The sequence below is a fragment of the Gimesia fumaroli genome (genome assembly GCF_007754425.1).
Lineage (GTDB): Bacteria > Planctomycetota > Planctomycetia > Planctomycetales > Planctomycetaceae > Gimesia > Gimesia fumaroli.
In genome coordinates this window covers 733,558-758,735 of the sequence record NZ_CP037452.1, presented here as the reverse complement: position 1 = coordinate 758,735, position 25,178 = coordinate 733,558, and the positions used below count along the sequence as shown (strand labels likewise).

General features: G+C 49.6%; 18 protein-coding genes. 14 read left to right on the top strand and 4 right to left on the bottom strand.

All coding sequences use genetic code 11. The annotated features are described in order from the left end of the window. Window positions 1–86: 86 nt before the first annotated feature. Window positions 87–1,565: a DUF1501 domain-containing protein gene (locus Enr17x_RS02955; RefSeq protein WP_198001169.1), complete on the bottom strand. Its 1,479-nt coding sequence runs from the start codon at window positions 1,563–1,565 to the stop codon at window positions 87–89. A gap of 7 nt (window positions 1,566–1,572) precedes the next feature. Continuing rightward, window positions 1,573–4,626 carry a DUF1553 domain-containing protein gene (locus Enr17x_RS02950; protein ID WP_145305740.1) on the bottom strand — a complete coding sequence of 1,018 codons (3,054 nt, stop codon included), beginning with the start codon at window positions 4,624–4,626 and terminating at the stop codon, window positions 1,573–1,575. Between the two features lie 148 nt (window positions 4,627–4,774). On the opposite strand from Enr17x_RS02950, the gene Enr17x_RS02945 reads away from it, so the two are divergent. From Enr17x_RS02945 to Enr17x_RS02930, 4 genes are all read left to right on the top strand, one after another. Then, on the top strand, window positions 4,775–5,560 hold the full coding sequence (locus Enr17x_RS02945; protein ID WP_145305739.1) for an IclR family transcriptional regulator: 786 nt from the start codon (window positions 4,775–4,777) through the stop codon (window positions 5,558–5,560). 468 nt (window positions 5,561–6,028) lie between these two features. Beyond that, window positions 6,029–8,170, top strand: a complete 2,142-nt coding sequence (locus tag Enr17x_RS02940) for a diguanylate cyclase (RefSeq protein ID WP_145305738.1) — start codon at window positions 6,029–6,031, stop codon at window positions 8,168–8,170. A gap of 246 nt (window positions 8,171–8,416) precedes the next feature. Then, window positions 8,417–9,553, top strand: coding sequence for a hypothetical protein (locus Enr17x_RS02935; RefSeq protein ID WP_145305737.1), 1,137 nt, complete (start codon window positions 8,417–8,419; stop codon window positions 9,551–9,553). A 71-nt stretch (window positions 9,554–9,624) separates the two neighbouring features. After that, window positions 9,625–11,154: a polysaccharide biosynthesis/export family protein gene (locus tag Enr17x_RS02930; protein ID WP_198000937.1), complete on the top strand. Its 1,530-nt coding sequence runs from the start codon at window positions 9,625–9,627 to the stop codon at window positions 11,152–11,154. A 49-nt stretch (window positions 11,155–11,203) separates the two neighbouring features. Here Enr17x_RS02930 and Enr17x_RS02925 read toward each other — a convergent pair whose 3' ends face one another. Continuing rightward, window positions 11,204–12,013, bottom strand: a complete 810-nt coding sequence (locus Enr17x_RS02925) for a hypothetical protein (protein ID WP_145305735.1) — start codon at window positions 12,011–12,013, stop codon at window positions 11,204–11,206. Window positions 12,014–12,113: 100 nt separating this feature from the next. Next, complete coding sequence (locus tag Enr17x_RS02920; RefSeq protein WP_145305734.1) at window positions 12,114–12,410, bottom strand: FmdB family zinc ribbon protein; 297 nt, start codon at window positions 12,408–12,410, stop codon at window positions 12,114–12,116. A gap of 560 nt (window positions 12,411–12,970) precedes the next feature. Between Enr17x_RS02920 and hpf the strand changes: the two genes are divergently transcribed. The 10 genes from hpf (at window position 12,971) to Enr17x_RS02870 (ending at window position 25,084) form a co-directional block, all read left to right on the top strand. Continuing rightward, window positions 12,971–13,327 (top strand): ribosome hibernation-promoting factor, HPF/YfiA family, encoded by a 357-nt coding sequence (gene hpf / locus Enr17x_RS02915; RefSeq protein ID WP_145305733.1) that lies wholly within the window; start codon window positions 12,971–12,973, stop codon window positions 13,325–13,327. 189 nt (window positions 13,328–13,516) lie between these two features. After that, window positions 13,517–13,990: a PTS sugar transporter subunit IIA gene (locus Enr17x_RS02910; protein WP_145210451.1), complete on the top strand. Its 474-nt coding sequence runs from the start codon at window positions 13,517–13,519 to the stop codon at window positions 13,988–13,990. A 226-nt stretch (window positions 13,991–14,216) separates the two neighbouring features. Continuing rightward, window positions 14,217–14,519: an HPr family phosphocarrier protein gene (locus Enr17x_RS02905; RefSeq protein ID WP_145305732.1), complete on the top strand. Its 303-nt coding sequence runs from the start codon at window positions 14,217–14,219 to the stop codon at window positions 14,517–14,519. Between the two features lie 75 nt (window positions 14,520–14,594). Then, window positions 14,595–16,358, top strand: a complete 1,764-nt coding sequence (gene ptsP, locus Enr17x_RS02900; RefSeq protein WP_145305731.1) for a phosphoenolpyruvate--protein phosphotransferase — start codon at window positions 14,595–14,597, stop codon at window positions 16,356–16,358. 877 nt (window positions 16,359–17,235) lie between these two features. Continuing rightward, complete coding sequence (locus tag Enr17x_RS02895; RefSeq protein WP_145305730.1) at window positions 17,236–18,798, top strand: Rne/Rng family ribonuclease; 1,563 nt, start codon at window positions 17,236–17,238, stop codon at window positions 18,796–18,798. Between the two features lie 250 nt (window positions 18,799–19,048). Continuing rightward, window positions 19,049–19,426 (top strand): 50S ribosomal protein L21, encoded by a 378-nt coding sequence (gene rplU / locus Enr17x_RS02890; RefSeq protein WP_145305729.1) that lies wholly within the window; start codon window positions 19,049–19,051, stop codon window positions 19,424–19,426. Window positions 19,427–19,712: 286 nt separating this feature from the next. Further along, window positions 19,713–20,882: a lipid-A-disaccharide synthase gene (gene lpxB / locus Enr17x_RS02885; RefSeq protein ID WP_145305728.1), complete on the top strand. Its 1,170-nt coding sequence runs from the start codon at window positions 19,713–19,715 to the stop codon at window positions 20,880–20,882. Between the two features lie 232 nt (window positions 20,883–21,114). Continuing rightward, window positions 21,115–22,161 (top strand): Gfo/Idh/MocA family protein, encoded by a 1,047-nt coding sequence (locus Enr17x_RS02880; protein ID WP_145305727.1) that lies wholly within the window; start codon window positions 21,115–21,117, stop codon window positions 22,159–22,161. A 100-nt stretch (window positions 22,162–22,261) separates the two neighbouring features. After that, on the top strand, window positions 22,262–23,263 hold the full coding sequence (locus tag Enr17x_RS02875) for a 3'(2'),5'-bisphosphate nucleotidase (protein ID WP_145305726.1): 1,002 nt from the start codon (window positions 22,262–22,264) through the stop codon (window positions 23,261–23,263). Window positions 23,264–23,308: 45 nt separating this feature from the next. Next, window positions 23,309–25,084, top strand: coding sequence for an SLC13 family permease (locus tag Enr17x_RS02870; protein WP_145305725.1), 1,776 nt, complete (start codon window positions 23,309–23,311; stop codon window positions 25,082–25,084). The last annotated feature ends 94 nt before the right edge of the window (window positions 25,085–25,178 follow it).

Below are 25,178 nucleotides of genomic sequence, written 5' to 3'. Positions count from 1 at the left end.
ATTCTAGCCGATTCGTCTATACGCACAAATTGCGTTCTTGAAAAAATCCAGTACTCAGGTTGTGAATCAACAGGTACTGATGAATTTCAAACAAGAAGATCGTGAATCACTTCACCGTGCACATTCGTCAGACGGCGTTCGATGCCATTGTGATAATACGTCAAACGTGTGTGATCAATGCCCAGTAAATGCAGCACCGTTGCATGATAATCGTGCCAGGCGACCGTCTGTTCCACTGATTTCCAGCCAAACTCATCAGTGCCACCGTAACTGATGCCGTGTTTCAGACCGCCTCCTGCCATCCAGACGGAAAAACCGTTCATATTATGATCACGCCCCGTCCCCACGGTGTTCGAGGCAGATTGAGTAAACGGGGTCCGTCCGAATTCCGTCGAAAACAGAACCAGAGTGTCGTCCAGCATGCCCCGCTGTCTCAGATCTTTCAGCAAACCGGCAACGGGCTGATCAATGCGGGTCGCTTCGCGAAGGTGATTCCGTTTGACGTCTTCATGGCCGTCCCAGTTAATCCGCGGCGATCCAAACGAGCCACCCGAAAACAACTGCACAAACCGCACCCCCTGTTCCAGTAACCGCCGTGCCAACAGACAATTGCGGCCAAAGGGAGCCGTCTCTTCAGAATCGAAGCCGTACAGAGCTTTCGTGGCAGCCGTCTCTCCCGACAGATCCGTCACTTTGGGAACGGCCAACTGCATTTTCGCTGCCAGTTCGTGACTGCGAATCCGGGCGACCAGATCGCTGTTGGCTCCTGTCCGTTCGAGGTGACTCTGGTTGAATTGATTTAATAACTGGCGACTGGCGACTTCGGTGGCATTCGAAATCTTGCGACCGGGAAACAGATCACGTATCGCCGGTCCTTCGGTCTGGAAGGGAACTCCCTGATGCAACGCCGGCAGAAATCCGTTCGACCAGTTAATCGTTCCCGCCGCCGGATAACCGCGGACATCCGGCAATACCACAAATGACGGCAGTTCATCGGTTTCACACCCTAAGCCATACGAGAGCCAGGCTCCCAGTACCGGAAACCCGTTCAATCGAAAACCCGTATTCTCCTGAAATGTCGCAGGCGTATGATTGGCAGAGTCGGCTTTCATGGAACGAATCAACGTCAGCTCATCTGCTTGTGACGCGATATGAGGGAACAGGTCTGAAATCCAGAGCCCACTTCTGCCCCGTTGTTTGAATTCAAAATCGTTCTTGCGCAATAATCCAACCTGACCGAAAAACGTTTCTGGCTTCTTCTCAGTCGGCATAACCTTGCCATGCAGTTTTTTAAGCGCCGGCTTATAGTCAAACGAATCCAGGTGACTCAATCCCCCGATCAGACAGACATGAATCACCCGTTTGACGCGCGGGGGAAAATGAGTTCCCGTTGGTAGGGTTTTCCCCGGAGCCTCTGCACTGAGTGGTTTCTGCTTCAGCAGCAAATCCATCAGCGCCGTTCCCGCCAGGCCGGTTTTTGCCCAGGAGAAGAAATCACGGCGCGACATACTGTCTGCATCACAGGTAAAACCGGCTTTCGAATTTTGATTAAAGGGATAGGTCATCATGGCTTCAATTCACATATAAAAATTCATTACTATTCAGAATCACGCGACACAATGCAGCCAGTCCGTGCTGCTCCAGAAAATCGCTTGCCAGCTTTACCTCTTGTGGCCGGGGACGCCGTTGGAACGCTAACAAAAACAGTTCGTCAACCTGTTGCTCCTGTTCCGATCCCGCCCGTCGCTCTACACGCTGTGCCAGTTGATCTGCCATCCGCAGCACGAACGAGGCATTCATTAACGACAGTGCCTGGAGCGGCGTCGTGGTGGAGGCCCGGTCTGGCGTCGTCGTCGAAGGGTCGGGACAATCAAACGTTTCCAGCAAAGGATGTCGCCCGCCTCGGGCAGAAAACCGATAGATCGAACGACGATTAAATTCTTTGCCGACCGGATCCAGCGGTTCATAAAATTGCGTCCCTTTGAAGAAATAGGATTTCACATCCTGGTATCCCTGGCCGCCGACTTTGGGATTGAGTTCGCCGGCTACTTTCAGGATTGAATCACGAATCGACTCGGCTTCGATTCGCTGCGGGCTTTTCCGCCACAGCCATCGATTGTCGGCATCGACTCTCAATGCCTCGGGCTGTGGTTCGGAAGATTGTTGAAAGGTCGCCGACAACAGAATCAGACGATGCAATGATTTCAGGCTCCAGTTCTCGCGGATCAGTTGGGCCGCCAGCCAGTCGAGTAGTTCCGGATGGGTGCAACGTCCGCCGTTAAAGCCGAAATCATTGGGTGTGTTCACCAGCCCCTGCCCGAAATGATAGTGCCAGACCCGATTCACAATCACGCGGGCAAACAATGGATTTTGGGAATCGGTCACCCAGCGTGCAAATTTCATGCGTCGGTCGCGATCCGGGCTGTCGGACGCTAACCCCAGATCGCCATTCACCCCTTTGATTGCATTGAGCCCGCCCGGCTTGACGACACCCGCCGGGGCATTCACATTCCCTCGTCGCAATACATGCGACACACCCGGGTTTTGTGATAACGCCGCATAGACTTTCGTCGGCTGGATCGCCTGCAGACGCGTGATTTCTGCCTGTATTTCCTTCCGTTCTTTGAGCAGGGCTTCTCGCTGAATCTGTTCGGGTTTCGTCAACACCGCCATCAGTTCTGCTTCCGAAAAATAAGCGCCTCCCCATTTCGCGGACGCTTGAATTTCTTCCGGCGTCAAAGCCCGATCGTACAGGCGGGCTCTGCTGATGACACCTTTTAAGAGTCGATTTCCAGCAGGTGATCCATGTCGCAATCCAAATAAAACTTCGGTTTTCCCGGCTGAGAATGGTTGTAACTGGGGCGACTGGTAAGTGATTCCATACGGTGCGCCATTATGATAGGCGGCGATTGTACCATCGGCGTAATAGACAATCGCAATCTGTACTTCTTTTTCTGCAGCCTCTTGTTCTGCGATGCCCTGAAATGATTTGGTCCTGCTGAAATTATTACTTCCCGCCAGCCAGTGCCCCGGTTGCTGCTCGCCAAAGACAATCGCATCGAACAGAACTCCGTCCGTCGTCTGCACACTCATCACGCCACCGCCGCGTTGATCGAGGTCTGCAAGTTTCACCCAGGCTTCAAGCGTCTTCTCTTTCAGATCCACTTTCAGTGGTCCGGTTTTCAGAAACGATTTATTGCCGTCCACCACTAGTCCCTCTTTGGTCTGTTTTGCAGAACCGTGTAACGTTCCTTTTAAGCCCCCCACCTGATCCAGAGTGCTATTCTGAAAATCCCAGACGGCAACCGGTGAGGAGACTGACACGGACACATCGCTTTTGTCTTGCGTTGTGCGACTGGCCATTACACGCCGGCGGGCCCGTGCGTCTAAATCAAAGAGAGTCGCCTGAACTTTCTGAAGTTTCTTGCTACGTTCTGCCAACTCTTGCTGAGTCTGTTTGTACAAGGGATCGGGAAGATCGCGTTCGCCATGTTTGACGCCCGCCAGTGCAGCGGCAATCTGATAATATTCCTGCTGACTAATCGGATCAAATTTGTGATCGTGGCAACGGGCACAATTTACCGTCAAACCAAGAAACGTCTGGCCGACCACACCAATTTTGTCTTCCAGCTCATCCTGACGCATTGTTTCCCGCATCTCCTTAACGACGGGAATCACGGTATTATGTGCGCCGGCGACGAGGAAGCCAGTGGCGATGACCGCACTGGGATCATCAGGTTTCAGCATATCGCCGGCCAACTGCAAACGCACAAACTGATCATAGGGTAGATCTTCATTGAAGGCTTGAATCACCCAGTTCCGGTAATGCCAGGCATTCAAGCGCGGCTGATCCCGTTCGAAACCGTTACTCTCTCCGAAGCGAACCACGTCCAACCAATGCCGGGCCCAGTGTTCACCGTAATGTGGTGACGCCAGCAGACGATCCACCAGTTTCTCATAGGCATCCGGTGCAGAATCATTCACAAACGCTTCAACTTCTTCCGGTTCGGGGGGCAACCCGATGACTGTGTAGTAGAGACGACGAATTAATGTTCTGCGATCGGCGCGGGACTGCGGTCGCAGTTGATGCTCCTGCAACCGCGCCAGGACAAATGCATCAATGGGATTGCGGCCCCATTGTTTGTCTGGCACCTGGGGAACAGCAACCTGGTGTAACGGCTGCAGTGACCACCAGTCATAGCCGCCCCGCTTTTTCGTTGTCTTGCTGAAGGGATCAATGGGATCGGTGCCCCACGGCGCGCCGGCCTGGATCCATTGTTTGAACAATCGCTTCTCATCTGCAGAGAGGGGATGTTCGGGAGGCATCTCATCGGACTCGATATACTGCCAAATCAAACTTTCATCCGGTTTGCCCGCTTGCAGCGCGGGACCACTTTCTCCTCCCTGAAAGGCTGACGCGCGACGAGAGAAATCAAAACCGGCTTTCGGGTCCAGTCCCGCATGACAGTCCAGACAACGCGCTGCGATTAAAGGAGCCATCACGCGGTCAAAGTCGGCTTGCTCCGTCGCTTTATTTTGAAAGCGTTCTTCTGCCGGACTGGCCACGGCAGAAGTCAGACAGAGAAATATCGTCAAAATCAACCAAAGTTTTTCGCCTGCGCGCATGGCACGTTTCTTTCTGCTGCCGTTCGATTCGAAAGGAGAACTGGTCTATCGTTGATTGTAATTTCATACGGATGAGGTTGACACACATGCCTTGGTCTCATACCATATTTCACTATTGAAACCTATTTCATATATGAAGTCAATAACAATGAGCGTCCCGCGAACAAATCTCAAAACCGATGCAGCCGCCTCTCCCAGTTTACAGCGAGGCATTGCCTTGCTCGAATACCTGGCAAAACATTCGCATGGCTGCACCCTCAGTGAACTCAGCGAACAACTTTCCATTCCGCAGGCGTCTTTATTACGCATCGGAAAAGCACTGGAGGAGATGGGCTATGTTTCGCGTGATCTGACGACGAAAAAGTTTTATCTCACGAATCGGTTTTTACAGTTAATTCCTCCCAGCGTTCAGGATCGCCCGTTATCAGAATGTGCGATCGGCCCGATGCGGGAACTGCGTGACATGACCGGCGAGACCACACAACTCTGTTGTCTGATTGATACCGAGATTGTAATCCTTGAACAGTTGCTGGCGCGACACGCTTTCAAGTACTCTGCGGAGATCGGTGCGCGTGCGCCTTGCTACAGTTGTGCTCCCGGAAAAGCCATCGCTGCTTTTTTACCGGAAAATGAACGCGAGGACCTGGTGAATCGAATTCGTTTTAAACGGTTCACTCCGCAAACGATTACTTCAAAACGTGCATTTCTCAATGAACTGGATCTGATTCACCAACGCGGCTACGCCATTGATCATGAAGAAGGGCTCACCGGCATTCGCTGCATCGCCGCGCCGATTCGTGATCGGAACGGCATCGCCATCGCCGCCTTTACGATCACAGGCCCGGCAGAACGCGTCCCCCAGGATGAATACGAATCGTTAGGACAAATCGTTCAATCCCGGGCGAATGCTGCCACTGCGGTATTTAATCGATAAGACTGCTCGTCGACATGACTGAATCTGCTTCAAAGAATCCACACAGTCCATACAATCACACCAGACGCGCTGACCGCTGATTTCACCATGAACCTGTCACTCGGATTATCAGGATTTGAGCCCGTCGTTCCTGCTGTCCCATTTCATGTTGCGATTTGACAACCTTCATTCCCGACCTAGTGTAAATATAGTCTATCCACATTGATGTATTCATTGGGTTGTATTAACAACGCCAAGCAGACATCAGTGTCTTAAATATGCTCCCAGTAACTATGTCTTTGTTTTGAGACGAGAACCGAATCACTCCCCAGTGAAAATGACGCGTGCTCGAATGAAAACAAATTCGTCTTCGGACAAAGACATTGCGATAAATCAGATTTTTTGTGGCGCGAAAAAGAAAACCGTATCGTACGTGACAAACTGTGTCAGAGTTCCATTCGATTTTCGTGCCCGCGTTAAGGTCGCAAGATGAACAGTCCTCTCATAGCAAATAGTAATTCCATGCCACAGCAGCAGTCTGTGCATGGCAGCTATAACATGGGCTCTTCACAAATCCTGAAGGAACTCATCGCCCTCTCGAATGAACACGAAGAATTTTCGCTGGAATCGGGAGAAACGGATTTTGTCGACCAGGTCATCTCGCGCAAACACCTGCGAAAATTGCTCACCGCTCTTCAGGCTCGCGATGCTTCTACATTATGTCACTCCCGCCGCGTTGCATTCCTGGCAAAAGGGATCGCGACCAATTTAGGCTGGGAGGGAATTCATCTTAAACGACTGGAAATCGCCGCGCTGCTGCACGACATTGGGAAAATCGGCGTTCCCGATCATATCATGCTTAAACCTGGCAAGCTGACATCAGATGAAATTGAATTGATGTCGCATTATCACAACATCGGCATTGATGTTCTGCAAGCCTGCCAGACCGACCATGAAGTGTTGACGATCCTCTCACAAACCCGCTACCACTTCAGCGGTGCTACCAACGGTTTCCAATATATTGGCAGCGACGTACATCAGGGGGCTCGTATACTGGCGATTGCCGATGCCTATGATTCTCTGGCGACCGATCAGGTCTATCGAGCCGGCAAAAAACATGATGAAATCATGGCAATCCTGATGGAAGCCGCTGGTACTCAATTTGACGGAAACATTGTCTGTGCCCTTTCACGCTGGGAACAGAATGAACAAGACGCGTTTCATGATGCACTCCTCGAAGTCAACCGGCTCTATCAACCCAAACCATTCAGCGAGCAGGAAGCACAGGAAGCCAACCTGATCAATAATATATTCTCATATCTGTTTCAGATTGAGAGCCTGTACGACGGTTTTTATATAGTCAATGCCGACTTTCAGTTTTTACTCTTCAGTCCGGGTCTGGAAAAACTGGCCGACATCCGAGCCATCGATATCCTGGGTGAAGCCTGGACCGCCAACAGTCTTCCGCTCACTAACAAGGAAGGCACCAGCCTGACCAGGGCAGAATGCTCGATGAATCGAGTCATCGCTAATGGAAAGCCGATGACCACCGAATTCATGCTGGAGCGTCCTGGCGGCCGCCTGATTAATATTGAAGTTCAGTCGGTTCCCATGTTCGGCGAAAACGGACACCTGATCGGCATCGCAGAAATCTATCGCGACCTGTCCCGCGGCTTAAAACGACCTCAGGAATTCAACGACCTCAAACAGGCAGCCAGTATGGATGCCCTGACGTCCGTTGCCAATCGAGGCGAATTGGAAACACAGCTGGCGATCATGCTCAGCAGAGTTAACAAAGAAACCAACCCGGCACCGTTGAGTCTGATGTTTATCGACGCCGATCACTTTAAAAATATTAACGATTCATACGGTCATTCGGTGGGCGATGATGTTCTGATCGAAATGGCGCGATTATTCCAGCATGAAACCTATTCGGGAGAACTGGTTGGACGCTACGGCGGGGAAGAATTTGTGATCCTATGCCCGGAAACCGATCTGGAACATGCGGTAAAAAAAGCAGAACGCCTGCGGCTGGCCATCAATAATTTGAAGCTTGAGAAACTGGGAAAAACCGGTCTCTCTGCCTCATTCGGAGTAGCCCAGGTAGAAGAAGGTGACTCCGTCGAAAGCCTGTTCCGCCGCGCAGATTCGGCCTTGTACCACGCGAAAGAAACAGGCCGCAACAAAGTTTGCTCATTAACAAACCACCAGTTATTGTCCGGCATCAATCCGATCAACGATTCGGTGGAAACGACAGTTGATGAAATGGTCTTCGAAAATACATTCCAGGCACTCATCTCCTCTGACATTATCGTTTACAAACTGGGCGGTTTTGTAAATGACAATGGTGCGAAGTTGACAGAAGTCAACACAAACCGGGCGGTGATGCAACTCGGCAAATCTGGTCTACTCCCCTTCTGGGGTAAAATCGATGATCGAAAACCAGTCGAAGTAGAAGTTGAATTCGGATGTGCGGCCAAAAAAACGAACTCAAACAGCCGTAGTTCAACACCACGCGTCGACGTGAAGATCCGAATTTCACCGCTGGGATGGGTTAAAAAACCGCAGTTGTTCCAGCAACGCGCCAATCGCGTCTACCGACTCTTAAAAGATTACTTTGCTGCAGAGTAATCCTGAGCGGCAATTTCTGCCGGTCTACTTCCCCCCCTTCATGTCCTCTTGCACGACAAAACAGGCAGTCTGGCGAAATCCTGCGGAGCACGGCGACTAATCCGATATTTGAATATCCAACGATTGTATCTGTCTTACGCCCCCTTATAACCCGCAAGACACGAAAAACCATACACGCCCCAATCACACCAATCCGATATATCAAGCGTATCGATAAACACTCAACCTGCGCATGGTGGCTTACTAGTGGTTTGCAAAATAGACAATAACGGTCCTCATTTTCTTGAGTTCATCTCAGAAACGCGGCTACTGTTCTGCACTTTTGTGGTTGTGCTTCTGGCAGGACTTCCAGGTTGCGCTCACACAGACGACGATTATGATGAGACGTGTTCGACTGTCTCCTGCCGCGTCAAGAAAAGCTTTCTGTTTCATCATGATAAATGTTCTCCACACCCTTATCGATCGCTGGAAGGATACCAGACAGACCTGGATAAGTATGTGGTCAAACACGCGGCCAGGAAGTGTGCCAAACGTTCCTTGAAGACAATGGCCTGCAATTGTAAAGACAAGCCATCGAAAGCATTTCGCAAAGGATATCAGCAAGCCTACATCGATATTGCACTCGGCGACTCGGGCGAAGTCCCGCCTGTTCCCCCGGAAGAATATTGGGCCGCCCATTACCGGACGCCGCAAGGTTATCTGGAAGTTCAGGAATGGTTTACGGGATATAAGCTGGGAGCCGAGCACGCGCTGGCTGATGGGCGCTACGACTATAACAACATTGCCACGCCCTATTCGCTGATGGACTGGAATCAAAGTGCTCCAGGAGAATGGGATGAAAATGCAACATACCGACAGGGAAATCATCTGACGGAACCCACTCCCCAGGCTGCACCTTCGGCGTCTTTGAGTTCTTCCCATCAGAGCCAGACTCCACAACCGCAGAAGGTAACGCTACCGCAGCATCCGCTGTCTTTACCGGCACCGCCCGCACCCGCGGTTCCACAACACAGCCAGCCCAAACGAAAGCAGACAATTCCCCAGAAGCAACCACCACAGGCTCAACCGGCATTGCCACCCAGACAGCCTCGAAGCCAGCCTCCCGTTGTGGCTCCGAAACCACCACTGCATGTGCAGAAAACGATTCCAGCCCCAACATTAAAACGCCACCAGCCGGAAATCGGCAAACCATCGCAGCCGGCTTACATCAACGATGATCCGCCACCGAGTCCCTACAAACTACAATCGTATCCTTATAGGCCATTTCATACACCGTTACCCAGTCGTCAAGCACCGTCAAACCAATATCAGCAACGAAATCAGACAAACAGAAAACGTTTGCCTCTTTTTTCGGAGAGGCAACCTGGCTTGAACAGGTATTAATTCAGAACCCACTGCAACGGAACAGCAGTGTTTTCTGAACCGAAACTCAAACAAAGGAAATGAACGACAGGATGTCGCAACAATTCAACAACGCAGTCATCGAATTGAGAGGTTCGAGCAGGATGCTGAAACACCTTAAAACAATGCCCGCGTTCAAGTGGCATCTACTCTGCGCACTGTTGCTGCCTCTACTCTTTAACGGTTGCGCTGCCATTCACCCCATCAAGGGAATCCCTGCGCAATATCTGCCTACGGAATACAAGGGAGAAATGCGTTCCGGCAAGGAAACGATTGATCTCTCTCTGTTACGACAGCCGGCACCGAAACATTATCTGCTTGATTCCGGAGACGTGCTGGGAGTTTATATCGAAGGCGTTCTCGGCCAGTTCAAAGATGTGCCCCCGGTTCATTTTCCGCAGTCACAGGAAGTTGCACCTTCGCTGGGTTACCCGATCCCTATTCGTGAAGACGGTACGATTTCACTCCCGCTAATCGGAACCGTCTTCGCCCGCGGACTGACGCTGACCCAGCTCGAAGAAACAATCCGCCGCAAATATACTTCAGAAAAAGAGATCCTGCGCGAAGGGCGTGACCGTATTCTGATCAGTCTGCAGAAACCGCGGTCTTACCGGGTACTCGTCATTCGCCAGGAAAATGCCAATGACATTGTTGGTACCACCGTTGGTAACTTAAACGTAGGACGTTCCAAACGCGGCACAGGGCGCGTGATTAACTTACCCGCTTACAATAACGACGTTCTGCACGCACTGGCCGAAACCGGTGGCTTACCTGGACTGGATGCAGAAAACTCGATCTACATCATTCGCGGCGCCGCCCATCAAATGAATCATTCGATCTGCCCGCAACCCATCCAGACAGGTTCTGCTAATCCCCAAAACGCTGGTCACCATCAACAGATTCAACAGGTCTCTGATACGTATACGCCGATTCCACAAGCATCTCCGCTACCGAGTGATACCGCATTCCAGGTGGGTCAGCCATTGTATTCTTCTGATGGTGGCTTCTACTCGGGTGACTTGATGGCGCCGACAGTGATCAATGATTCCACCATGCAGCGATCAGGAATTATCAAAATCCCCATTCGCCTAAGTCCCGGCGAACAGGTGCATCTGACACAGGACGATATCATTCTCCACGATGGAGACGTGGTATTCATTGAATCGCGCGATACAGAGATCTTCTATACCGGCGGTCTGCTGGGTGGCGGACAATACACACTGCCTCGCGATTACGATTTGGATATTTTGGGAGCGATCTCCATCGCTCAGGCATCGCAGAACGGCAGTAATTCCAAATCAAACGGCGGCCCTTCTGCACTGAATCAGGATGTGACCATCAGTGCGAGTAACGCCATCATTCTGCGTCAGCTTCCTAACGGCACTCAACTGCCAATCAAAGTCGATTTATATGAAGCGGTGCGCCATCCCAGTCAACGCGTGCTGATTCAGCCCGGTGACTATGTGATTTTGCAATACACCAAATCAGAAGCGATCGCGGCATTTGTGGAACGTCACCTGCTGGAAGGGGCATTGTTTGGGCTGGCGGCATCCAATCTGCAGGGAGGCGGAGGAGGACGCTGACCAGTTAAGCTGATTCCATTCCGTGCGGCTGAATTAAAACTGCCGACGACTATTTGCTGATAACAAAACCCTGTTTTTCACTGGGCTCTGCCAACTGCACACGCCCCGTGTGTAGTTTACCTTCTCTGCCACCACGGGCAATCAACAACAGTTTGTCATTGATGCGATCAATCCCGAGACTGCATTCGAGATCAAATTTCGCAAGAAATTTAAAACTGGTGTCTGCCTTTAGCAGTTTGGTTCCATAACAGCCGAACCACCATTGATGATCAGCGAATGCCGCGGTTTGAATACCCAGTAAGGTATATCCGCTTTTCAGAACATGTTTTTTGACGAACTTGAAGCCCGAATCGTATTCGTACAGATAATTCTCTTCGATGCCTTTGGGTAAGCCTCCAACCACAATGAACTTGTCATCATGAACGGCAATTCCACCTGCACCATAAATCACTTCGGGAGTCTGATGCTTGGCAATCAGCAGTAATTTTTCGGCATCATACACGTAAACCCAGGAATCTGCTTTGCCTTGGGGGTTATTGAAATCGCCGAAATTGACGGCCACAAAAACTTTCCCACCCTGATAACAGAGATCACCATGATGGTTTCCCACTGGGATCTTAACCAGAACCTTGCCAGACGCATTTGTTTTGACCAGCTCTGTTGTAAAACTCCAGAAAATGTGTCCCTGGCCATCAATGCAGATTCCCTGCAGATGATGCGGATAGGCTCCCTCGCATTGAACATTGTGGTATTCTGTTTTTTTCGGAGTGGCTGCCGCCTGCTCTTCTGCTCTGCTTTGTAAAGGCAACCCGCAAATCAGCAGAATGATCAGAACAAAATACGCGCACTGTAAATTCATGGCAAAGATCTCTCTCTCAACAAACAGAACTTTCAAATATCCGCACTCAGGCATTTCGGTCAAACCAATCCCTTCCTCAGATGGAACATGTGTCGCAGAGCTAATCTGCGGAGATCAGGTCCGGACCATCGCCGGCTCGTTTTTCATACGTTCCTTTTGATGATTTCACATATTTCGTAAAACCAAGTTCTCCCAAACGCTTATCATCATTTAATGTGCGTTTCGCTTCCGCATCCGACCATTTTCCGGAAAAATGAGCAGCTGTAATTACTTTACGCACCGGCTCACCCGTCTCCGGATGCGTCGTCAAAACAGGATCACTCATTCTTTGAATGACCTCAAACCGTTCCCCCGGCGTTCCGTCTTGTTTAATTACTTCGTAAACATAAGTAGGCATTGCTACCCTTTATCCTCTCAACTCAACCTGGAATACACACGGATCCGTGTAGAACTCACAGTACAAGGCCAAACCCTGACTGGGAAAGCAACAGCTTACAATGATTTTGACAGACCTAAAACAAGATCAACCAGAGAAAACAGCGAGATTTTCTCTTTTATTAGAACAGAACTGACTTTCCACAATCTCTGAAGTCCAATGCCTCCTACAGTAGAATCAATGACCTCATGTTAGTTTCTATCACAAAGATGGAATAATCCATTAAAATCAGGCAGATTTCGGGTAATATTGCCGATGTGACACAAAAAAGGCACGGGTGAAACTCTGCTCGCAACGCCCGCCTCATGCACATACGACTCCTCTTTCTGCCTGTTTAGAATCATATCCCTTTCAGTAGAAGAGGAAAAGGTCCTGATCTTTGAACCTGAAGCTTGAGAATTAGTGACTGGTATTGCTGGACCTGTCGAGATAGAATCTGTTAGCATCGTCTATTGCTGAACCCAGATAAGCTCACATACGTATACACAGCGTGGGTAGTATTTTTAATAGGAGAATAGTCCGTGCAAGTTGCGATTACTTGTCGTCATGGTAGCGTTTCAGATGGTCTCCGCGATTATATTACTGAAAAGTCTGAAAAGTTACTGACGTACTTTGAGAGGGTAACTGCAATCCAGGTAACGATCGACCAGGGTGAAAACCAGAATCGGGTCGAAATTCTCGTTGATGCAGAACACAAACATAATTTTGTTGCCCATGCGGAAGGAGATGAAGTGAAACCAAACTTTCATTCCGCACTAAGTAAAATGGAACAACAAATTAAAAGATATAAGGAAAAGATTCAGGACCACCGCCGTGATCTCCCTTTGAATGAAATCGCGGAAAACAACATTGCGGAAGCAGAAACGGAATCTGAATAATTTCCAGATCCTCGGCTACTCTTAGCTGAGTGATCACAGAGTACTGTTTTAGAAGATAATGATGTGTGATCAGCTTGGAACAAAGTCCCACATTCTTAGTGTTTCAAGTTGTCACAATTTACAACAACGTCTTGCGCTTTGACCGCAGACACTGATTTTTTTGCAGAAGTAGTTAGAAGGAAAGAATACATGAAGTTAACAGACTTCGTGGTTTCGGATGCGATCATTCCGGAATTGAATGTAACAACCAAAGAAGAAGCAATCCGCACGATGGTCGCGAGCCTGAAAAATGCAGGCAGCATCTCTGCTGAAGATGAGGAAGGTATCGTCTCAGCGATTCTCAAGCGAGAAGAGCTGGGTTCTACCGGTATCGGAAATGGTGTGGCCGTCCCTCACACCAAACATTCTTCAGTCGAAAACCTGACCGCTGCAGTTGCCCTTTCCTCGGAAGGTGTCGACTTCGCCAGTCTCGACGGTGAGGATGTTTATATTTTGTTTTTGCTAATTTCACCTCTGGATCGTCCAGGAGATCACTTACGCGGGTTGGAAAACATTTCACGTCATTTGCGGAATCAAAAATTCTGCAATTTCCTGCGACAATCCAAAAACATCGAAGATATTGTTGAACTACTTAACGAAGCTGACAGCAATCAGCTGGACTAAGTACCTGGAGATATAAAGGTCAGGGAGAACCTGTTCGAATTCAGTTCATACTTGCCGCCAATGCCGACCATTCATTTTGAGTTTCAGAAGATATGCTCGACTCTGGCTCATTTCTGGTCGGACAATGAGGAAAGGGGTAATTACGAAATCTCACTGAAAACGCCACCATTCCTGAATGAGACATGGTTTGTTTTTCAGGTTGTTTGAGTAGTTATCAATTAGTGCCATGCAAGAATCTGTATGTCGTCAGATCGTCACTGTCAAAATGAAAGAGGGGCTCCACCTTCGTCCGATCTCGGAAATCGTCAGAATCGCACGCACTTATAACTGTGAAATGACGATTTCGAATGGAGACGTGTCCGGCAGTGCCAAAGAAGCCTTTGATTTGCTGGCCTTGGAGGCGAAGACCGATATCGAACTGGTATTAGAAGCCAGTGGAGAAGATGCTAGCAAACTCATGGAAGAAATCGTTCAGTTTTTTGAATCAGGGTATAAAAAATTCGAAGAAACGTCTGATCCACCTGAATAACCCCCGTACACACCGACTGAGTGGCTTCCCGCCAGTTGCCTATCTGTTGAAAGCGCCATAGTAGGCCCTAATTGAATGCTTGTTAAACGTGGAATTGCAGTTTCTCCGGGAGTAAATTTCGGCCCCGCGCTCATTTTGGGGACGGAAGACTTTCGCATTCCGCGTCAATTCGTCAGCGTCAATGTCATTGAAACAGAGATTGCACGACTGAAATCCGCCATGGATGCGGTTTGTGAAGAAATTGCCGAAAATGAACGGCTCGCTTCAGACAAACTCGGCGAACAATACGGGGCAATCTTCGCAGCACACCTGCAAATGGTCAGCTCGCCTCGACTGCGCGAAGAGATTGAAACTCTGATTCGCGAAAAATGTTATTCCCCAGAGCACGCTTCCAGCCGGGTCTTCCGCCGCTACACCAAATTGGTCCAGCACCTGGGCGATAATTATCTGGCAGAACGAGCCAGCGATATTATTGACCTAGAGAAACGTCTCCTGAAACAGCTTCTGGGGGAAAAGCGGGAAGAACTCTCCAATTTGACTACGCCGATCATTGTCCTGGCGAACAACTTGACCCCCAGCGAAACTGCGGGGCTTGCCAAAGAATTTGTGCTCGGCTTTGCCACTGAGGTTGGTGGCCGAACCAGCCATACTTCCATTCTCGCCGGGGCACTGGAAATTCCTGCTGTTGTGGGACTGGGTGACTTTCTATCCGATATCTCCGGCGGTGACATGGTCATCGTTGATGGTAACAACGGCGAAGTCATCATCGACCCTGATGAAGAAACACTGGCCAAATATAAAGACACAGGAGAACGGCAGCGTTCGATGGCGGCTCGTCTGGCAGCCCGCCGAAAAATTCGTTCGGAAACGAAAGACGGAACTCGGATCCACGTCATGGGAAATATTGAATTTCCTAATGAAGTCGAACACTGTCGAGAACGGGGTGCGGATGGAATTGGCCTGTATCGAACCGAATTCCTGTATCTCCAGTCAAATACTGAACCGACCGAAGAAGTTCACTACGACGCTTACTGCCGCGTCGTGCAAGCTGCCCAGAACAGGCCAATTGTCATTCGAACCCTGGACTTGGGTGCTGATAAAATTCCCCGTGGCTACCGACACCTGGCCAAAGAAGGCATGAATCCGGCATTGGGACTGCGAAGTGTCCGGCTAAGCCTGCGCGACCTGCCTCTATTTAAAACCCAGCTCCGCGCCATATTCCGCGCTGCCGTCCACGGCGATGTCCGCATTATGTTTCCCCTGATTTCCACCCTGCTGGAATGGCGTCAGGCGAAAATGATCGTGGGAGACGTCCTGGAAGACCTTGAAGAACGGGGAGTCGATTTTAACCCGAATATTCCGATCGGAATGATGGTCGAAGTCCCCGCTGCAGCCCTCCTGGCTGAAGAATTTGCGGAAGAAGTTGACTTTTTCTCCATTGGGACAAATGATTTAATTCAGTATACTCTAGCCGTGGATCGATCTGATCCCGCTGTATCGCCTCTGTACAACTCTTCAGACCCTTCGATTTTAAGGTTGATCAAAATGGTTGTGGAGGCAGCCCATAAGAAAAATATACCGGTCACCGTCTGTGGCCAGATGAGCTCTGATCTCAAATCGATTCCATTACTGGCAGGACTGGGAATCCGACAGATCAGTGCCACTCCACTGGCGATCCCGGAAGTAAAAGAAGTAATCAGACATCTGACAATTGAACGGGCAGAGGAAATCGCCGCACATGCGATGACCATCGATGTTGCCCGTGACGTAGAAAGCTATTTAAGAGGAGAACTGTATAAAATTTGTCCTGACCTGTTTGATGAAGAACTTCCCATGTAACCAGTTTATGATGTTACGAAACGGCTCCTTCTTTAAGCATCAAACAGACAGACATATTGATTTCCGGGTGAATGCAGAGTTTTAACCTGCATTCATCATCACAATTTAACGTTTACATTTTGCAGCTGGTTTACTTGGCTTCAATGAAACCAGCCAGCTGTCGTCCATTTCACCTCGGTGGTGAATGGATCAAGTAAGAACAAATTCAATCAAGACGAAATGTATTGTAAAATCATTTCCTGGCCCTGAAACGAACAACGTGTGAGTACCACAGGTGAATGCAATGGAACTCCGTCAAACAACTCTGGTCTCTCAATCCAGCAAGTTTGAAATTCCCGCATCCTGTGGCTTCACATCAATGACAGCATGAACAAACCACCCGATCATTTACAGCAAAGAATGAGCAAGACGGCAATTGCCGCCTTAAAGTGGAATGCTGCGGCTATCATGTCACATTTTCAGAGTCAACAAGGGACTTCTCTACTTGCTGGAACCACCTGCCCTTCACTTCAGTTTACCGCAATGGATGCTCGGCTTTTTGAGCTATGCTCCGTTTCCGATAATCTGATGAACGAAGTAAGCAGACCGGAACCAGCAACCTCAGGATTTACGCCCCTTCATGACATCGCTCAGGAAATGATTCGACTCAACAATCGCATCATGAAATCTCTCATCGATTGTGTGCCTTCGGTTTCATGCCGAAGAAATACAATCCATCCTATGAGATCTGCCCCTTCCTGGATCATCCACTTCTGCGGCAGACTACAGACCGACACACTCCGGGCAAAGATCCAATCAATGCAGGAAACGTCCGTCTCTTCAGCGACTGAGGAAGAATACAATTTTCGTCGTGAAACCACACGACAAAGGGTATTCCATGAAAAAGGAAATGCTGATTAATGTCCTCCAACCGGAGGAAAGTCGAATCGCCATCGTAGAAGATGGTATTCTCGAAGAACTTTATGTAGAACGAAACAGCCTCGAAAATCTGGTAGGTAATATCTACAAGGGAAAAGTGGTCAATATTGAACCCAGCATCCAGGCTGCGTTCGTCGATTTTGGTGTCGGCCGTAACGGCTTTCTGCATGTCAGTGACATCGAACACCAATACTACAAACACCTCACTGAAAACGGCGATGGAAACGGCAAACCCGGGCGGGGTAAAAACTCAAAAGGCCGTCGCATCAATGAACGCAGCGTGGCCAATAAACCGCCCATTCAGGAAATCCTGAAACGCGGCAGTGAAGTCCTGGTCCAAGTCATCAAGGAAGGTCTCGGCAACAAAGGCCCTACCCTATCAACCTATATCAGTATCCCCGGACGCTACCTGGTAATTATGCCCGGTCTGCAGCGTGTCGGTATCAGTCGCAAAATCACCGACGAAGACGTCAGACGACAACTGCGAACGATCCTCACCAAACTGGCGCCGCCTCCCGGACTTGGATTCATCGTACGGACCGCCGGCATTGACCGAACCGCAGATGATCTCAAGCGCGACTTGAACTACCTGCTCCGATTGTGGGGCACCATTGTCGGACGTATCAAAAAACTACCCGCTCCTGTCGAGATATACTCAGAGAGCGACATGATGATTCGTACGATTCGCGATATCTACAACAGCGAAATCGATACGCTCTATATTGATGAGCCCACCGCTTATCAAAGAGCACGCGATTTTATGAAAGTCGTACTCCCCAAACACGTCAATCGAATCAAACATTACACCGGCAACGATCCCATTTTTTATAACAGCGATCTCGATGATGAGATCTGCAGTATTCAAAATCGACACGTCCCAATGAAAGGCGGCGGATCGATCGTGATCGACCAGACGGAAGCTCTGGTGGCAATCGACGTCAACAGTGGAAACTACCGTGCCGATGACAATGCCGAAAAGACCGCGTTTAAAGTAAATATGAAAGCGGCCGAAGAAATCAGCCGTCAGATCAGACTTCGCGACCTCGGCGGGGTGATTGTGATCGACTTTATTGATATGCGCGAAGAAAAACACCGCCGTTCAGTCGAACGCCGATTGCGCGAACTCGTAAAACGTGACCGCGCCCGAACCAAAGTCCTGCGTATCAGCCCCTTTGGCCTGATAGAAATGACCCGCCAGAGAATTCGCCCCTCACTCCGCAGAAGCATGTATGAAGATTGCCCCTCCTGCCGCGGAACGGGACAAGTAAAAACAGCCGAAAGTATGGCTATCGAAGTCATGCGGACGCTGATGACCACGGTGAATAAAAAGAATATTGCCCGCCTCGTACTAAATGTACACGAAACTGTCGCCAATTACCTGAATAATAAACGCCGTAAAGACATCACCAACCTGGAAGATACTGCTAAGACCTCAATTATTATTAACGCACGTACAGATGTTGAACCAGAGCATCTAACCGCACGTTGTTATGACGATATTGGAAATGAAGTGAATTTCTAGTCGTTTCTGACTCGAAATTTCAAAAGTGACACTTTACAATGCCGTGCTCGATATTCGTGTAACCAGCACAGGTTCTGCGCTTTGCTCTCCTCGTGACACGGGTTGACCGGCAAAGGCAAAAGTGTTTAACGATATACTATCAATGGCATTGCGCAATTGATTCTGAATATGACTCGGATTGACTTTGATTCACAAATCCGACTTCAGCACATTTATTGATCAAAGAGTAAGAAGAAAAGAAGGTTTGAGGATGTTTGTAGTAATCGAAGATGGCAGCCGTCAATATACGATTCAGGAAGGCGATACCCTGACAATCGACTACCGTGCTACAGCAAACGAAGGTGATTCCATTACTTTCGAAAGCGTTCTGCTGGCAAACGGCGGTGGAGCCAGTTCTATCGGCGCTCCCACAATCGAAGGCGCCTCTGTAGAAGCAGAAGTCGTAAATCCTGAATTTAAAGGCGAAAAGCTCGAAATTCAAAAGTTTCGACGCCGAAAAAATTCACGTCGCCATACAGGGCACCGCCAGAAATATACAACGGTTCTCATCAAAACAATTACCGTCCCCGGGCTGGAAATTGTTAAAGAATCTGCTGCAGAAGAAGAAACCGCTGCCACTGAAGGTTAAGCTTCCTATGCTTAGCTCGGCTGAAGCAATTCTTCATCGGTAAGAATTGCTGATCTTGGCACGTCATCTCATATAATCAAGCTCTCTGAAACCAGCTTTCAGGGAGCTTTTTTATTGTGACCTGTCCACGGGCCATCGTCCGCTCAATGCGCATCAGCTGAAAACGGGGTTGACCAAAAACTGTTTTTCCGCATACCTTTATGCCGTTTTGAGGATCATGATGGCATACCATTCACAGTTCTCTTCTACCTGAGAACCACGTGAATAGCTTGGATAGGACTTGCAGATGCACCTGTTTTTTTCAGTGGGCGAACCCAGTGGTGACCAGCATACGGCTCATTTGATCGAAGAAATTCGTCAGCGCTGCCCGGATACCCGCTTCTCTGCCTTCGGGGGACCGGAAATGCAGGAAGCCGGTTGTCACCTGGAAGTATGCCTCACCGATTATGCGGTGATGGGAATTTTGAATGTCCTGCCGCTGATCTTTAAATTCATTCAACTGATCAAGCAGGTAGGACAGTATCTCGAATCAGAACGCCCCGACGCAGTCGTCCTTGTCGATTTCCCCGGCTTCAACTGGTGGGTCGCCAAGAAAGCAAAAACGCTGGGCATTCCCGTATTTTATTATCTCCCCCCCCAACTCTGGGCCTGGGCGCCCTGGAGAATTCGACGCGTTCGTAAAAATGTGGACTACGTCCTCTCCGGTTTAAAATTTGAAAAGCAATGGTACGAGTCACGGGGCGTCAAAGTTGATTACATTGGCCATCCGTTCTTTGATGAAGTCATTTCCAAAACATTAGACCAGAATGTTCTCAGTGAACTCAAGCAGCCCCAAAAGAAAACCATCGGCATTTTACCCGGTTCACGAACAAGTGAGCTCTCCCGTAATTTTCCCGTCATGCTGCAGGTGGTGCGTCAACTGTCAGATCAGTTTCCCGATGCCACATTCCCTGTTGCCTGTTATAAACAGGCCCATTTTGAACTCTGTCAAAATCTGATTACAGAAGAACAGGCCACGGACCTGCCAATCCAACTCTATTTGAATAAGACGTCAGAAATCATTGAAGCGGCTGACTGCTGCCTGATGGTTTCAGGCTCGGTCAGCCTGGAACTGCTGGCAAGAAAAACCCCGGCGGTCGTACTTTACCGCAGCCACTGGGGGATGTATTTCCTGGCCCATCTGCTGATTACCTGCAAATACATGTCGCTCCCGAACCTGATTGCGGATCGAGAGTTGATGCCGGAATTCCCCTCTGTCGGGTCACCGGAAAAAGATGTCGCCAAAATCTCGGCGATTTTTAACGACTGGCTCACAACACCGCTCTCACTGGAACGAGCCCGTAATAAACTCATCTCACTCTACAATGAAACAGTGATTCCCGGTGCTTCAGCTCAGGCTGCCGAATCTATTGTGAGCAAGATACAGCCCGAAACTCAGCAGAAATCAGCAGCCTGATATACACAAAAACAGTACCATTCGGGTTCGATTGTGTTAAATCAGGTACAAAACAACAAATTTCCAATGAGAATTTGGGGAACCTGTAATTGTTTGTTTTGTGTGAATGGTCCTCCAGAATTCTGCTCGTTAGAATCGTCGGATACGCTGAAACTGGCTGGGAAAATGCGAAAAGCCAGCCACAATCTTTCTATCTGAAAAACATCTTGGAATATCGGGACGACGTACACTAATGGGAAAAAAAACGATCCGTATTGGAATTGTTGGTGCAGGGGCAAATACGAAAAGTCGCCATATTCCGGGATTTCAAGCAATTGAAGATGTCGAAATCGTCGGCGTCGTGAATTCCACACCAGAGTCGACGGAAAAAGTCGCCCGAAAATATGGTATTCCCCAGACCTATGCCCATTGGCAGGAACTGGTTGAAGACCCTGAAATCGATGCGGTCATGATCGGGACCTGGCCTAATCTGCATTGTGAGATCACCTGCATGGCCCTCGAAGCCGGCAAGCACGTTTTGACCGAAGCCAGAATGGCACGCAATCTGGACGAAGCTCAAAAGATGCTGAAAGTCTCTAAGGCCCGCCCGGATCTGATTGCACAGATCGTCCCTAGCCCCTTTGGTTTAAAATACAACCAGGAAGTCATCAAGCTGATCTCACAAAAATATCTGGGAAAGCTACGCGAAGTCGTCGTCGTGGGGGCAGACGACTCCTTCTGGGATTACAGCAAAAAATTACACTGGCGGCAGGATAAGGAAATCAGTGGTAATAATGTTCTAACAATGGGAATTTTGCACGAAACCCTGAGTCGCTGGGCCCCTCCCACCGAACGGGTTTTTGCGCAATGTTCAACCTTCGAACCACAGCGGCCTTCCGCACAAGGCCAGGGTAATGCTGATGTGACGATTCCAGATAGCGTCCAGGTCGTCAGCAGACTCCAGGGAGGTGTGAATGCCATCTACCACTTAAGTGGTTCAATTCTGTTTGGCCCCGGCCTGCAGATCCACCTCTATGGCAGCCATGGAACAATCAAGGTGCACTTTACTCCGGAAGAAAAAATCTTTGTCGGTCATATGGGGGAAGACGAACTGAAGGAACTCCATATCCCCAAAGAAGAAGAAGGAGGCTGGCGCGTCGAAGCAGAGTTTATCGGAGCCATCCGTGGAGAAGAAATCGTCCACCACACCGACTTCGCTACGGGTGTCAAATACATGGAGTTTACGGAAGCCGTCGCGCTTAGTTGTGAAAAAAGTGAACCTGTGACTCTTCCACTGTGACCAGTCTCTAGTAAAGCTTCTTGTAAAGGCTTGAATGAAAACTTCATCATCAAATCCTGGGAATCTGCAGCAATACCAGCGCAGTGAATGATGCACTATTATGACGACACCATTTCAACGGGAATTAGAGATTGCTCTGTCAGCAGTCAAACAGGCCTCTCAAATTTGCCGCTCAGTCCAGGCAGCGATCACCGATGAAGTCCTGGAAAAAAAAGACAAAAGTCCGGTGACAATTGCCGATTTCAGCAGTCAGGCTGTCATCTGTCGGGCACTCAACGAAGCATTTCCACAAGATCCCATCATCGGTGAAGAAGACGCTGCTGAGTTACACTTGGAAGAAAATCACGAATTCCTGGAAAAGATCGTAGCCGAACTCAACAAAGCGGAGATTCCGGAGACCTCTCCTGAAAATGTCTGCCGCTGGATCGATCATGGAGGCGCCAAAGAGTATAGCAGCCGCTTCTGGACTCTGGACCCCATCGACGGAACCAAAGGTTTTTTACGCAAAGAACAGTATGCCGTTTCACTCGCCTTGATTGTCGACGGAAAGATTGTGCTCGGCATATTAGGTTGCCCTAATATGCCTTTCCCGATTGATGAAACTGTCACGGGAACACTCTACTACACTGTCGCCGACCAGGGCGCTTTTGCGATTCCCCTGAATCAGGATGATCAGGAGCAAGCAGCATTTCCAATTCGCGTCACCACAACTGACGACTTCTCGCAATCACGCTTTTGTGAATCGGTCGAGTCGGGACACAGTTCGCATGGACACTCACAACAGGTTGCAGAAAAACTTGACATTGAGAAAGAGCCCAGAAGACTTGACAGTCAGGCCAAATATGCCGTCGTTGCTCAGGGTAACGCCGATATTTACATGCGTCTGCCTACCCGTGTTGGTTATCGCGAAAAAATCTGGGACCATGCTGCCGGTGTGCTCCTGGTGCAGGAGGCCGGCGGTACCGTGACGGATATCACTGGTAAACCACTGGAATTTGATCAAGGCTACGAATTGAAAAATAATCAGGGAGTCATCGTAACCAATGGACCTCTCCATCCCGAGTTGATTCAAACTCTGGGTGAACTTGCAATCAATGAATAGCATCTGGCTTTCGCCTTCATATTGTTTATAAGTTTTTGAACCGACATGGACTGGCAAATTGTAGTAACGTTCCTGGTATTGGGAGGAGTCATCGGCTCTCTTACGTTTCTACGTGCCGGCGCCGATACGATTCTCATGGGTGGGCTCACCATTCTGGTCATCACTGATGTGGTCGAAGCCAAAGATGCCGTCGCCGGCTTTGCCAATGAAGGCTTGATCGCAGTCGCGTTTCTATTTGTGGTCAGTGAGGGGATTCGCCAGACCGGTGGCTTTGCTTTTACCGGTCAACAGCTGCTCGGTCGCCCGAAATCACTAACTGATGCCCAGTCGCGCGTCATGCTCCCCTCGGCAGTCTTAAGTGCGTTCCTCAATAACACACCTGTCGTCGCGATGATGATGCCCGTCATTTCTGACTGGGCCAAGAAAATGCGGATCTCGGTTTCACACCTCATGCTCCCTTTAAGTTATTCAGCGATTCTTGGCGGCTTATGCACACTGGTCGGAACGAGTACCACGCTGGTGGTAGACGGATTACTGCAAGAGCACGACAATCATCCCGGACTCTCCATGTTCGAAATTGCCTGGGTCGGCGTCCCCGTGATGATTGCCGGTCTGATTTACCTGTTGGTCTTTTCCCGCTGGTTACTTCCGGAACGAAAACCGGCGATTACTCCCATGGATGACCCGCGAGAATATACCGTCGAAATGGTGGTCGAACCAGGCTGCCCGCTCATTGGAAAAACTATCGAACAGGCTGGCTTGCGACATCTTCCGGGTATGTACCTGATGGAAATTGATCGGCAGGATAATGTGATCGCCGCCGTTTCTTCCAATGAACGCCTTGCCGCCAATGACCAACTCGTATTTGTCGGCGTCGTGGAATCGGTCATTGACCTGCAGAAAATCCCCGGGCTCAAACCGGCCACCGATCAGCTGTTTAAACTGTCTGGCCCCCGCTCCGAGCGCTGCCTGATTGAGGCCGTTGTCTCTGACAGTTTTCGATTCATCAACATGTCCATTCGCACGGCAAAATTTCGCTCGAACTATAATGCTGCCGTGATCGCCGTGGCACGCAACGGTCAGCGGATCAACAAAAAAATTGGTGACATTGAACTCCAGCGTGGCGATACTCTGCTGATCGAAGCGCATCCTTCCTTCATTGACCAGCAACGAAATTCCCGCGAATTCTTCCTCGTCAGTCAGGTGGAAGACTCCACACCGCCACGCCACGAACGTGCCTGGATTGCCCGTACGATCTTGCTGGCGATGATCGTGATGGTGGCCTTCTTTAATGTTAAAATGATCGTCGCCGCCATGGTCGCTGCCGGGCTGATGACGGCCACGCGATGCTGCAGTGCGACCGAAGCCAAACGCTCTATTGACTGGGGCGTGTTGATTACCATCGCTGCCGGACTGGGAATTGGCAAAGCAATCGAAAATTCGGGAGCCGCGGATCTGATTGCATCTAGCTTCATCGGAGTGGCAAATAATAAACCGTTGATCGTGCTGGCAATTCTGTCGTTAATCACCTTGATCTTCACGAACCTGATTACCGCTAAAGCAACCGCTACGCTGATTTTTCCCATCACCGTTGCCGCAGCAGCATCACTCGATGTCAATCTCATGCCATTTGTGATCACCCTGATCATCTCGGCAGCAGCCTGCTTCGCCACCCCGATCGGCTACCAGACCAATATGATGGTCTTCGGCCCTGGTGGGTATAAATATGCCGACTACCTTCGTATCGGCGGCCCACTGACTTTGATCGTCTGGATCCTCACCGTGATCATCGTACCTCTTGCCTGGCCCTTCCATCCGTGATAATCTAGCTCTAGACTGTGTCCAGTTTTACTGTAGCGTCTCCAAAACTATTTGGACCAAGTATATTAGATTGAGGCACGCTATAGTAAAATGT